Here is an 11,947-nt window from a genome sequence, read left to right on the forward strand (position 1 = left end):
CGGTATCCAGTTCATGTAAGGCTTTGGCATCATTCTGTTTGCGTTTTAATAAACCCAATTTTCTTGCGACATTGCCCGAATGCACATCTAAGGGACAGGAGAGTTGGCTGGGAGACATCGTACGCCAAAGCCCAAAGTCGACTCCCGTCGAGGCATCCCTGACCATCCATCTAAGAAACATGTTCAGTCGTTTGGCAGCCGATCCTTTTAAGGGATCGGAGATATGTTTCGTGGTTCTCTGTTGGTGGTGGGGCAATTCAAAAAATACTTTTTTGAATTCTGAAATTGATTTTTGTGCTGAATCTGTTTCGATATGCGCGGCAAATACACATTCAAGGCCACCGTGCATAGTATATATATTTCGCAATGCCTCTACAAAATAGACCAGATCGATGCCATTAAAGGTCCGGTGAACAAATACCTCCAATTTTGCCAAATCGCTCGGAGCATGGTTTAGGATAAACTCATAAGGCTGATTATCGAGTAACTGCATCATGGCGGAGGCATTTTTGATAATGCTCTTTCGATTGCCCCAAGCAATCGTTGCCGTCAGGAACCCACTAATTTCTATATCTTCCTTGCTACTGAAGGTATGTGGTATTTGAATGGGATCACTAGTCAAGAAACTCGGATGGTTGTATTGTGCGACTTTGGCATCCAAAAATTCGTGGAGCTCTTTATGGGTCATAATAAGGGCCTGTCTGAATAATCGGCCCATTCAATACCTGTGGCATCGGTAATACGCCCATCTACCATGGTCAGTTTACGATCGGCAAGGTCGGCCAATTCACGATTATGGGTGACAATCACAAAGGTCTGCCCAAATTTGTCGCGTAATTCAAAGAAAAGCTTGTGCAGATTATCAGCGCTCTCCGAATCCAAGTTTCCACTGGGTTCATCAGCGAATATGACGGATGGGTTGTTTATTAATGCCCTGGCAACGGCAACTCGCTGTTGTTCCCCTCCGGAAAGTTCGTTGGGTTTGTGGTGAAGGCGTTGTGATAGTCCTAAAAAGTCCAATAATTCCTTTGCCCGTTGCTCAACTTCATGTCGTGGCGTTTTTTTTATAAATCCCGGTATGCAAACATTTTCCATGGCAGTGAATTCCGGTAATAGCTGATGGAATTGGAAGATGAATCCGATATTTTCGTTTCTGAACCGTGCTATTTCCTTGTCTGACAAATCAGTGACTTCGATATTTTTGATTTTGAGCCTACTGTCGATCAGATTACTCTGGACATCCAATGTTCCCAAGATTTGCAACAGGGTGGTCTTTCCAGCACCCGATGGCCCGACAATCGATACGATTTCACCTGCTTTAATATGGAGGTCGACCCCCTTCAATACTTGTAAATTCCCATAAAATTTTTGAATATTGGTGGCCTGGATCATTGAAATTTGCTTCTTAGCGGTTTGAAAATTAAACAATAGTGAAGACATACCAAAACAAGGTTGTGCCTAAGTATCCCGTTTTCTCGTTTTGTTTTAATAATTTTAGCACTAAATTGTCTAAAAGTATTTTTCACATCCTTATTTTCGCATGGGTATAAGCTATCCTATAATGGTGGTACTTACCCTATAAAATAAAACAACAATATGGCACCCTATAAAAGTTTCGAAGAATATAACCTTGAAATAACCAATGATGTTAAAGAACGCTATTCGAAGATCATAGAGGAAATAGGGGAGGATGTCTTACGGGAAGGGCTGGTCAAAACCCCCGAACGTGCGGCCAAGGCGATGCTGTTCCTGACCCAAGGCTATCAACAGGATGCCGCAACCATCTTACGGAGTGCCATGTTCAAGGAATCATACAATGAAATGGTCATCGTTAAGGATATTGAACTCTATTCGTTATGTGAACATCATATATTGCCATTTTTCGGGAAAGCCCATATTGCCTATATTCCAAACGGGCACATTGTGGGCTTAAGTAAATTACCACGAATTGTCGATGTTTTTGCTCGAAGATTACAGGTTCAGGAACGGTTGACAGAACAAATATTGGATTGTATTAACGATACCTTAAAGCCGCAGGGAGTGGCCGTAGTGATTGAAGCATCACACATGTGTATGATGATGCGGGGCGTGCAGAAACAGAATTCGGTAACCACCACATCGGGCTTTAGGGGAAGTTTTGTCAAAGAGGAAACCCGAAACGAGTTCTTGAAATTGATTAGTTCTAACCTGTCTTAAAACCAAAAAGGCCTTCGTTGAGTTTGGCATCCTTGTTGCTCTGCCCATAGTGAATTAAATAAATATGGAAATGTCAAAGACCAAAGATAAAAAATACAAAACCCTGTTACTGGGGCTTTTGTTCGATGGTATTGGGATGTTGTCTTTCGTAATACCTTTTATCGGTGATTTCGCAGATATTATATGGGCGCCTTTGGCAGGTTGGTTGATGACCAGAATGTATAAAGGGAAAATTGGTCAAGCTGCGGGGGTTTTCACTTTTATCGAGGAAATTTTACCAGGATTGGATGTGGTTCCCACCTTTACCATTATGTGGATCTATACCTATTTGCTCAAAGGTTCAAAAAAAGGAAAGATAATCGATATCAAAGCTGATTGATTGTCTTTCCTTATTCCTCATTAAAGCGGGATGCTTACTGCCAAAGATATATTTCTGCCTATATTGGGTACGCCATCGGCTTTTAATCGTGATAGATGTGAAATATAGGTTTTATCCAAAATATTTTGTGCACTTAGTTTAACCGCTACCTTTGTATCGAAAACATTCATATCACCACCACAACCAAGATTCACCAGACTATAACCTTTCGAGGGATCTTCGAAATCGCTTACTTTATCTTGTTTAAAAACAGATTTTAAGCTAATGAACGCATAGTTGTTCAAAAACCAACTTGACATTTTTTCAGATTCAACCCGTATGGTGTTGGTAAGGCTATTTGCAGGTATTAACGGAAGATAGTCTCCACTATCCTGCTTTCCGACCACGGTTTCAAAACTACTCTCCAAATGAAGCCAGTCCAACGGATGTGGATGCAAATGAAAACCTATCTCGCCTCCATATAATTTTGCATTTTCTTGCTGATAAACATAAACTTGATTATCATCGATTACTTCCCCATTGGGTCCGATAAAAATATAATCATTGATAGCATTATAGAAACCGTTGATAAAAAATTCAATATGCTCATTTTGGTATTCCCAAGAAATATCAGCTTGAATATTTTGTTCGTTGTTCAGATTGGCATCTCCGATTTCATAGCGATTTGTGCCTTCATGTACCCCGTTGGAAGTCAGTTCTGCCAAGTTTGGTGCCCGAAAGCCAGAAGCCAAGTTAAACCTCGCAATACTATTCTTGGTAAGGTTGAATTTATAGCCAATAGCTGCATTGAAACTATTGAAATCACGATCTAAATTTTCGTAAAGGCTACTTGTAGCTGGGGATATATTCACATCACTACTTATATTCCGATTGTCAAAACGCAGTCCCATTTGCAATCCGCTTTCATCTTTAAAATGTATATGTGATGTTGCCAAGATCCCGATATCATTGGTCGTAGCATCCGGTATAAACTCTTCCTCTCCAAAGTTCTCATTGGTTTGGTGCATTCCTTGTACGCCGATAATCGTTTCGAGATTTCCCCATTTGGGCAAGTCGTACTGTACATTATAATTAAGGGTGGATAAATGCATTTCCAAAGCTGCATCGTTTTGGCTATCCTCAAATTCCTTACGATTATTGAAAATATAACCCAAAGTTGCCTCTAAGCTAGAATTTCCAAAGAAAAACTTACTCTTTGAACTCAAAATATGGTTATCTATTTTTTGATTTGGTAAATCGGGAGAACGACCAGTAGTTTGTTCTCCGATTTCCTCAGGAATTCCTAATTCTGAATTATTATAGTTATAACGCAATTCCGTTTTAAATCGGGTAGATTGATATCCCAAACCGGTTTTTATATCATATTCCTTAAAGCGGGAATTAGTTACTCGAGTTCCCTCACCGGTTTTATAGTCAATATTAGACGAATAGCCTCCTCTAAAAAGAAATTTCATCTTTCCTTTTGAAGACCGAATACCTGCGTCTGTACTAATGCCTTGGGTATTTGAAAAATAATTCATATTCACATCGCCCTCGGTAGTGTTGGTTGGCACGAACTTTTCTGGATTAAAATAAAGAACACCGCCCATGGCGTCAGACCCATATAATAATGAAGCAGGACCTTTGATAACCTCGACACTCTCAATTCCCGAACCACTAATGCCCAATCCATGTTCAGAACCTAATTGTTGGTTTTCCAAACGTACCCCTTGGGTATAGACCAAAACCCTATTGGCACTTAGTCCGCGTATAACAGGCTTTCCTATACCAACTCCCGTTGAAACACTTTCAACACCTGCAATCGTTGTGATGCCATCACTTAAAGTTATTGCTCCTGATGTTTTTAGGCCCTTTATATTGGCAATTTCAACCTTCATAACATTGTCACCTTGGAGTTTATGAAAGGGGGTAGAGACTACAACCTCTTCCATTTCAATGGCACTTGGATTCAATGCAACATTCAAATTATTTGTGCCTTTAATTATATCGATGGATTTTGAATAGGTTTCAAAGCCGATATACGAAACAATAATGATAAAATTACCGCTGGGTAAATCCCCAATTTCAAATTCTCCCTGATCATTCGTTGTAGTGCCTTTTTCCAATTCAGGAAAATAGACCGCAACTTGTTCCAATGGGGTTTTATCTTCTTCGTTCGTGATGTTCCCCGATAATGTATTTTGGGTATATCCCAATTGGAAGGATAAGCCCACAACTAAAAATAGCAATGCATGCTTCATAATGTAATGGATTAAATAGTATAAAATAAGTACCCTAAAATCTTATGAAGCTGTCGGTGGGCCCCTAAGGGCAAAATGAAGTTTTTGGAATTTGCTTAAAAAAGTATAATGCGATATAATTTTGTTTGAGTTCTGTGCCTCTAAGGGTAAGGGTATAATTGCCACTAAGGAAGTATACTGGGGTGATAGATTAAAATCTTGAAAATCACAATCCAATTCTACGTTATGTATGTGTACTTCCCCAACTAGGGTACATTCGGTATTTTTGTGTTCATAAAAGGCATGGTAGGTTTTCACTATCGAAGGGGTAAACAAAAACACCACCAATAGCATTGAAATGATAGACATTAAGTTTTTATGATGGACGATTCCCATTATTCAAATTTAACCATTTAACTAGCCAGGATACTGTTAAGAAAAATTTAATTTATTTGAGCAGAAACCCAAGTCCGAGCCTTCTGATCATTTTTTTTTCAAAATTCCAGAAAAATTTAAATTGGCCAAAAAGCCAACCAAAAGCAACCAACAATATTTGATAGGTAGGGAAGATGAGCAGTATACGAATGATCCAGTACAACCATGCATTCGTGGTTTCCCTGTCAAGACCAATAAATCCGGTAATAGGGGCAACAAGCTTAACCGCGGTCGAGCCTGTAACGGCGAACACGATAAAAATCACCAAAATTTGAAAATTGGAATCGATGCCCCAGCGTTGCTTTAATTTTTCCATAGGATGTAGTCACAAAGTTTCAAATATACCCTTTAAATTCGGGGTACAAAAGGACCGAGTCGTTGGTTGTATTTTCGTTGAAAATAAATAAAATAATTGTAAAGTTTATAATTTACCTCATACCCATAATCAATATTGGGTGAGTAATCTATTTGTAGTTCATATAAACCTGGGTCGTATCGAAAGGGTTGCAGTACACGCTGATTCCATTCAATGACATAAAGATTGTTCCTGTTTTCCAAATACGATTGTGAGTAATAGCCTTCTGGTTTCGCGATGCTTTGTAGCCAAAAGTTAAAACCAGGTTCAATGATGATGATTTCATACTCCGTTACGTCACTCGCAATTTTTATGGTGTCGCCCTCTTGTTCCGCAAAGGCCATTTTTTCTTCTTGGGAAATGGTTATTGCATCCTTTGTACTGCCACAACTACTCCCAATCATAATAATTACCAACAAAACTCCGAAAATATTAAAAAAGCGATGTTTCATGACCATGATTATTTCCAATAGTAGATTGGTCCAAATAGTACGTAGAACCTTACAATGGATTGCCCTCAAGATACAAAAAAAAGCCGCCCTGACGATACTGTCAGGGCGGCTTGGTTATTTAAAGGTAGTATCCAGGTTTATTTTCCGAATAGGCCTCCGAGCAATCCGCCCAGGCCACTTTTCTTTTTTCCACCACCCATCACCATACCGGCAACGTCATCAAGAATACTGCCATCTCCGTCGGCATCGAGTAAGGTCGTGATCAAACTCTGGTTTTGTTGTGGCTGACCTCCCAACATGCTTCCCAATAGGCTATTCATACCATTGGCATCACTAACGTTGCTTTGCGCTTTTTGCCTTCCTAGGAATCCCATGACAATAGGTGCCGCTATTTTTAAAATATTCGCAATGGAACCGGCATCCAGTCCAGATTTTTGGCTTAGGGCATTTTCGACTTGCGGTTGTTTGTTGCCAAAAACATGATTTAATATTCCGGCACCATCATTCATGACCGATTCATCAACACCGCCACCGAATAATCCGCCTAGGTTGTCCAGGATACTTCCATCGTGTTTTGAAGAAAGAGCACTCATTAATCCTTCGGCACCTTGTGGCGAGGATACATTTTTTTTCATTGCCCCTAAAAGCAAGGGCATTGCCATACTTAATACATCAGCAGTTTTGTTTTCGGGTTGACCGGTTTGCCCAGCTACACCACTAATAAGTTGTTTGCCCATAGGGCTGTTCAATAAATCCAATAATCCAGAAGACATGTTATAGTTAATTTAAAATTAGTGCTGTAATGTACAAAAAAGTGATTAGTCAGGTTCTATTCCTTCCCGAGAATATTATTTCAATAGGGTAATAATCTGGGAGGCCAATTCACTCCCAATACGGTCTTGAGCTTCTCCCGTTGCTGCCCCGATGTGTGGCGTTAAGGATATTTTGGGATGCATAAGGATTTTGATTTCCGGTTTCGGCTCGGATTCGAATACATCCAATCCTGCAAAGGAAACTTTCCCCTCTTCCATAGCATCTATAAGAGCTACTTCATCGATTACTCCTCCACGAGCTGCATTGACTATGCCAATACCTTCTTTCATGATATTGAATTCGCTTTTTCCAATGACGTATTCTTTTTGGGCAGGGACGTGAAGTGAAATAAAATCCGCCTGTTGCAATAGGGCTGACTTCGTTACACTTTTAAAATCAAAAGAGACCGTTTGACCATCAAAGAAATTTATTGTAATGGACGCTTTATCAATAAATGGGTCTGTATAAATAACCTTCATGCCGATGCCCAGCGCAATTTTTGCTGTAGCCTGACCAATTCGACCAAATCCAATAACCCCTAACGTCTTGCCCCTTAGTTCGGAACCACCCGCGTATGCTTTTTTTAACTGTTTGAATTTGCTGTCACCTTCTAAGGGCATATTTCTATTGGCGTCATATAAAAAACGGACACCCCCGAACAAATGGGCAAAAACCAATTCTGCAACTGATTCTGAAGAGGCGGCTGGTGTATTGATGACATGTAATCCTTTTTCTTTGGCATAGGCCACATCAATATTATCCATACCAACCCCGCCACGACCGATCAATCGTAAGGAAGGGCAGTTATCGATAATATCTTTACGGACCTGTGTGGCGCTGCGCACCAAAAGGCCGACGATGTTATTTTGATTGATGTAATGTATAAGTTGTTCTTGGGCCACTGTTGTCGTTAGGACTTCAAAGCCCGCAGCTTCAAGTTGGGTTATTCCAGTTTTAGAGATACCGTCGTTTGCTAAAATTTTCATTGTAAATATTGATTATCCTTTGCGTTCCATTTCACTCATTACATCGACCAAGGTGCCAACACTTTCGAGGGGCAATGCATTGTACATTGAGGCCCTATACCCACCAACAGAGCGATGTCCATTGATTCCTATGATTCCCGCTTCCTTACACGTAGCGTCAAAAGTAGCCTTTAACTTGTCTTCGGTGAGATTGAAGGTGGCGTTCATAATAGATCGATCTTCTTTTTTGGCATATCCATCAAAAAGTGGATTTAAATCAATTTCAGAGTACAACAACTGTGCTTTTTTCTCATTGATTTCCTCAATTGCGGCAATCCCGCCCAAGTTCTTTAGCCATTCTAACGTCAGCATTGAAGTATATACCGCAAATACAGCTGGCGTATTGAACATGCTATCCTTACTGATATGAACTTTATAATCCAACATAGAGGGGATTTGCCTGGACACTTTTCCAAGAATATCTTCTTTGACCACCACCAATGTCGTGCCAGCCGGACCCATATTCTTTTGCGCTCCAGCATAGATCAAATCAAACTGTGAAAAATCCACTTGTCTTGAGAAGATATCCGAACTCATATCGCAGACCAATGGGATATCGACCTTGGGAAATTTTTTCAGTTGGGTGCCGAAAATGGTATTGTTCGAAGTCAAATGCAGATAATCAAGTCCTGACGGAATGGTGTATCCCTTAGGTATATAATTGAAATTCTCGTCCTTAGAGGAGCCAACTTCGACCACCTCGCCAAAAAGACGTGCCTCTTTTAAAGCTTTGCTACTCCAAGTTCCTGTATTCAGATACCCTGCTTTGGTTTCCAGTAGGTTATAGGCGACCATGAGAAATTCGAGACTTGCCCCGCCTTGCAGAAACAACGCCTGATAACCCTTGCCTTCTAACCCTAAAAGTTCTAGGGCAAGCGAACGGGCTTTTTCCATGACTTCGACAAAGTCCTTGCTTCTATGGGATACTTCGATTAAGGAAAGTCCTGATCCGTTAAAATCCATTATAGCCCCAGAGGCTTTTAAAAACACCTCTTGTGGTAATATACAAGGACCGGCACTAAAATTATGTTTTTTCATGTGTTTGTTATTATTGCGTTTCAATGTGGCATGCAACCTTTGTTGATTAAAAGAATCGGTAAACTCAAAAGGAAATGATTCTTTTCATCCTGTCGGTTTCATCAAAGCTATAAATTTAGAGTTCAAAGGTCATGAATTATATGGGAACTATCAGTATGATTTTTAAATATATTGGACTATGTTTTTAACAGGAATTCAACAGTATCTATACTATCGGCATAGTCATGTAGCCGAGGTTTCTGTGTAAGGCCAAACGCTACCTCATCATCGAATAAGCCATTCGAAACCACACACTGAATCTTTTTCTTATCTGCCTCAATGCGTTTTTTCAAATGGTCAAGCGACTGATATTCCTCGTAAAATAAGGTCGCAATAGGCGAGCCGTATTTGGAATCCTCTTTGAGCATTAAGAATCCGTTTTCCAGGAGCTTGAATTCGCTCATTAAATAAACCGCTTTGTTATAATCGTAGTTATTTGCATATTTGGCGTGGTTTAGTATGGGATTATAATCGAATATGGCCTCAAAAAAAGTATCGAACCGATACGAACTGGGCACAAAGACTTTTGAAACGCTTCTACAGCCCAAACCGTAATACCGAAAAATATCCTCCCCCAAACCTCTTAGTTCTTCTTTGGACTCGTTTCCGGTCAATACAGCAACAGAGTTTCGGTTCTTGCGAATTATATGGGGTTTATGGCCAAAATAGTATTCAAAATAGCGAGCGGTATTATCGCTTCCTGTGGCTATGACGGCATCAAAGTGTTCCAATTTCCCTTCGCTAAAAACAATTTCCCCTTCAAGTGACGGTTCGTGATGTATCAGGTAACTTGAAATAAACGGCAACAATACCGCATCGTTACTCGCTAGTTTTACGACAGCCCTATTTCCTGTGAGGAGCACTGAAATAAAATCATGGAAACCGACCAAAGGTATATTCCCTGCCATGATCAGCGCTACCGCTTTGTGCCTGTTTTTTTCGACGTCGTAAGGCCCTAACCAATTCGAAAGATTTTCAGCGGTAAGGAGGTGTCCCCAACTTTCCAATGCGAAATGGATATTCTCCTTGGTAAACCATCCGTTTTTGTGACCGGCTAGAACAATCGCCTCCTCCAATTCGGAATGCCACCTTTTATTTTGGGTGATTAAGTGGTCATTTTTGGACGATTTGGTAAATGCCCTAAAGAATTCCCCTAGGTTACTGAATGCTTTTAATCTTTCCTGGTAGGCCATATCAATTTGTAAAGAAATGAATAAGGGGTTACCTTTGGGCAAAAATAAGCATGCTGAGGTTAATTCAGATCAAAAGAAAAAGAAAATTATGGCTATTATAATTACTGACGAGTGTATCAATTGTGGCGCTTGTGAACCAGAATGTCCCAATACTGCCATTTATGAGGCTGCCGATGACTGGCGTTTTAGCGATGGAACTTCCTTACAGGGAGATGTTGTGTTGCCCAACGGAAATGCGGTCAACGCAGAAGGGGTGCAGGAACCTGTTAGTGATGAGTATTATTTCATTGTACCTGATAAGTGTACGGAATGTATGGGGTTTCATGATGAGCCCCAATGTGCGGCGGTCTGCCCCGTTGATTGTTGCGTGCCTGATGAGGATCATAAGGAGACTGAAGCCCAATTATTGGCTAAACAAAAATTTATGCACCCAGATGGATAGCCCTGACATATATGACCGTTTCGATATTGGAATCAAGAGTCAAGACTAAAAACATTCACTTAACTTGAAGATTTATTTTATTTGGAATAAGTACTGTTTTTTTGGATAAATAAATGGTTTAAACCTCACTGGTTGGTTAATAAATCACAGCAAATTTCCCTAGTGTACTCCTAACGATTATATTTGCAGCCGAATTAAGAAAATTAGTAGTCTAGGCTCTTGTTTCTTAGCTCTAACATCTAAAAATATGAAAGCAGGTATTGTAGGATTGCCAAACGTAGGGAAGTCCACGTTATTTAATTGTTTGTCGAATGCAAAGGCACAAAGTGCCAACTTTCCATTTTGTACCATAGAGCCCAATATCGGCGTGGTCAATGTTCCTGATTCAAGGTTGCAGAAATTGGAGGCCATTGTTCATCCTGAGCGCGTATTACCGGCGACAGTTGAAATCGTTGATATTGCAGGACTGGTCAAAGGAGCCAGTAAGGGCGAGGGACTCGGTAATCAATTCTTGGGCAATATTCGAGAAACGGATGCGATTCTTCATGTGCTCCGATGTTTTGACAATGATAATATCGTACATGTCGATGGCTCTGTGGATCCTATTCGGGATAAGGAGACCATTGATATGGAATTACAATTGAAAGACCTTGAGACCGTTGACAAAAAATTGGATAAGGTTATAAGAGCCGCCAAAACAGGGAATAAGGAAGCCCAAAAAGAAGAATCGGCATTAATGAAGGTGAAACTAGGACTGGAGGCCGGAGTTTCAGTACGGGCCATCGCCCTTTCAGACGATGAGCGGAAGGAGTTTGTGAAACCCTTACAGTTTATAACCGATAAGCCCGTAATGTATGTTTGCAATGTTGATGAAGAGGCTGCTGTGACAGGAAATGAGTATGTGGAAAGGGTTAAGGCTGCCGTGGCAAATGAGAAGGCGGAAATAGTTGTTCTTGCTGTAGGGACAGAGGCAGATATTACTGAATTGGAGACTTATGAGGAACGACAAATGTTCCTTGAAGATCTGGGGTTGTCCGAACCAGGTTCTGCCAAACTGATACGTGTAGCCTATCGGCTTTTGGATCTGGAAACGTATTTTACCGCGGGGGTTAAGGAAGTTAGGGCCTGGACCATTCCGGTTGGTGCCACCGCACCCCAGGCCGCAGGAGTGATCCATACCGATTTTGAAAAAGGGTTTATCAGGGCCGAGGTGATCTCTTATGATGACTACATCGCCTATGGTAGTGAGGCCAAAGTGAAGGAAGCCGGAAAAATGCGGGTCGAAGGCAAGGATTACATCGTTCAGGATGGGGATGTTATGCATTTTAGATTCAATGTTTAGATGAAGGTTGCCATTCTTC

The 11,947-nt window shown here is 40.7% G+C and carries 13 protein-coding genes; 4 read left to right on the plus strand and 9 right to left on the minus strand.

What is annotated here, in order from left to right; genetic code table 11:
- Together WBM98_RS15165 and WBM98_RS15170 are read right to left on the minus strand one after the other, a co-directional pair.
- The coding region (locus WBM98_RS15165; protein WP_424366868.1) for a TIGR02757 family protein at positions 1-688 on the minus strand (688 nt) is incomplete at its 3' end.
- Complete coding sequence (locus tag WBM98_RS15170) at positions 685-1,392, minus strand: ABC transporter ATP-binding protein (RefSeq protein ID WP_424366899.1); 708 nt, start codon at positions 1,390-1,392, stop codon at positions 685-687. The genes WBM98_RS15170 and WBM98_RS15165, both read right to left, overlap by 4 nt.
- Positions 1,393-1,596: 204 nt before the next feature.
- Between WBM98_RS15170 and folE the strand changes: the two genes are divergently transcribed.
- Positions 1,597-2,196 (plus strand): GTP cyclohydrolase I FolE, encoded by a 600-nt coding sequence (gene folE, locus WBM98_RS15175; protein ID WP_424366869.1) that lies wholly within the window; start codon positions 1,597-1,599, stop codon positions 2,194-2,196.
- 70 nt (positions 2,197-2,266) lie between these two features.
- Positions 2,267-2,575 carry a hypothetical protein gene (locus WBM98_RS15180; RefSeq protein WP_424366870.1) on the plus strand — a complete coding sequence of 103 codons (309 nt, stop codon included), beginning with the start codon at positions 2,267-2,269 and terminating at the stop codon, positions 2,573-2,575.
- Between the two features lie 20 nt (positions 2,576-2,595).
- Here WBM98_RS15180 and WBM98_RS15185 read toward each other — a convergent pair whose 3' ends face one another.
- The 7 genes from WBM98_RS15185 to WBM98_RS15215 all read right to left on the minus strand — a co-directional run bounded on the left by WBM98_RS15185 (position 2,596) and on the right by WBM98_RS15215 (position 10,144).
- Entirely contained in the window at positions 2,596-4,815 is a 2,220-nt protein-coding gene (locus WBM98_RS15185; protein ID WP_424366871.1) for a TonB-dependent receptor, read from the minus strand.
- Positions 4,816-5,242: 427 nt separating this feature from the next.
- On the minus strand, positions 5,243-5,545 hold the full coding sequence (locus WBM98_RS15190) for a DUF6787 family protein (RefSeq protein ID WP_424366872.1): 303 nt from the start codon (positions 5,543-5,545) through the stop codon (positions 5,243-5,245).
- Positions 5,546-5,577: 32 nt separating this feature from the next.
- Complete coding sequence (locus WBM98_RS15195) at positions 5,578-6,036, minus strand: DUF6146 family protein (protein ID WP_424366873.1); 459 nt, start codon at positions 6,034-6,036, stop codon at positions 5,578-5,580.
- A 137-nt stretch (positions 6,037-6,173) separates the two neighbouring features.
- A complete protein-coding gene (locus WBM98_RS15200; protein ID WP_424366874.1) occupies positions 6,174-6,809 on the minus strand; it encodes a DUF937 domain-containing protein in 636 nt (211 codons plus the stop codon).
- 75 nt (positions 6,810-6,884) lie between these two features.
- The gene (locus WBM98_RS15205; protein WP_424366875.1) at positions 6,885-7,835 is read right to left on the minus strand and encodes a D-2-hydroxyacid dehydrogenase; all 951 of its coding nucleotides are present in this window, start codon (positions 7,833-7,835) and stop codon (positions 6,885-6,887) included.
- A 12-nt stretch (positions 7,836-7,847) separates the two neighbouring features.
- Positions 7,848-8,912, minus strand: a complete 1,065-nt coding sequence (serC, locus tag WBM98_RS15210; protein WP_424366876.1) for a 3-phosphoserine/phosphohydroxythreonine transaminase — start codon at positions 8,910-8,912, stop codon at positions 7,848-7,850.
- A 176-nt stretch (positions 8,913-9,088) separates the two neighbouring features.
- Complete coding sequence (locus tag WBM98_RS15215) at positions 9,089-10,144, minus strand: acyl-CoA reductase (RefSeq protein ID WP_424366877.1); 1,056 nt, start codon at positions 10,142-10,144, stop codon at positions 9,089-9,091.
- Positions 10,145-10,232: 88 nt separating this feature from the next.
- Here WBM98_RS15215 and WBM98_RS15220 point away from each other — a divergent pair, with 88 nt between their 5' ends.
- Both WBM98_RS15220 and ychF read left to right on the plus strand, forming a co-directional pair.
- Positions 10,233-10,586, plus strand: coding sequence for a 4Fe-4S dicluster domain-containing protein (locus WBM98_RS15220; RefSeq protein WP_424366878.1), 354 nt, complete (start codon positions 10,233-10,235; stop codon positions 10,584-10,586).
- A gap of 247 nt (positions 10,587-10,833) precedes the next feature.
- Complete coding sequence (gene ychF / locus WBM98_RS15225; protein ID WP_424366879.1) at positions 10,834-11,928, plus strand: redox-regulated ATPase YchF; 1,095 nt, start codon at positions 10,834-10,836, stop codon at positions 11,926-11,928.
- Positions 11,929-11,947: the final 19 nt, after the last annotated feature.

The organism is Maribacter sp. (genome assembly GCF_049667165.1).
In the GTDB taxonomy this organism is placed as follows: Bacteria; Bacteroidota; Bacteroidia; order Flavobacteriales; family Flavobacteriaceae; genus Maribacter_A.

Bases quoted from the DNA above. Each gene is read 5' to 3' on its own strand.
- WBM98_RS15170 (WP_424366899.1), bottom strand. From the start codon at position 1,392: ATGATCCAGGCCACCAATATTCAAAAATTTTATGGGAATTTACAAGTA.
- folE (WP_424366869.1), top strand. From the start codon at position 1,597: ATGGCACCCTATAAAAGTTTCGAAGAATATAACCTTGAAATAACCAAT.
- WBM98_RS15180 (WP_424366870.1), top strand. From the start codon at position 2,267: ATGTCAAAGACCAAAGATAAAAAATACAAAACCCTGTTACTGGGGCTT.
- WBM98_RS15185 (WP_424366871.1), bottom strand. From the start codon at position 4,815: ATGAAGCATGCATTGCTATTTTTAGTTGTGGGCTTATCCTTCCAATTG.
- WBM98_RS15190 (WP_424366872.1), bottom strand. From the start codon at position 5,545: ATGGAAAAATTAAAGCAACGCTGGGGCATCGATTCCAATTTTCAAATT.
- WBM98_RS15195 (WP_424366873.1), bottom strand. From the start codon at position 6,036: ATGAAACATCGCTTTTTTAATATTTTCGGAGTTTTGTTGGTAATTATT.
- WBM98_RS15200 (WP_424366874.1), bottom strand. From the start codon at position 6,809: ATGTCTTCTGGATTATTGGATTTATTGAACAGCCCTATGGGCAAACAA.
- WBM98_RS15205 (WP_424366875.1), bottom strand. From the start codon at position 7,835: ATGAAAATTTTAGCAAACGACGGTATCTCTAAAACTGGAATAACCCAA.
- serC (WP_424366876.1), bottom strand. From the start codon at position 8,912: ATGAAAAAACATAATTTTAGTGCCGGTCCTTGTATATTACCACAAGAG.
- WBM98_RS15215 (WP_424366877.1), bottom strand. From the start codon at position 10,144: ATGGCCTACCAGGAAAGATTAAAAGCATTCAGTAACCTAGGGGAATTC.
- WBM98_RS15220 (WP_424366878.1), top strand. From the start codon at position 10,233: ATGGCTATTATAATTACTGACGAGTGTATCAATTGTGGCGCTTGTGAA.
- ychF (WP_424366879.1), top strand. From the start codon at position 10,834: ATGAAAGCAGGTATTGTAGGATTGCCAAACGTAGGGAAGTCCACGTTA.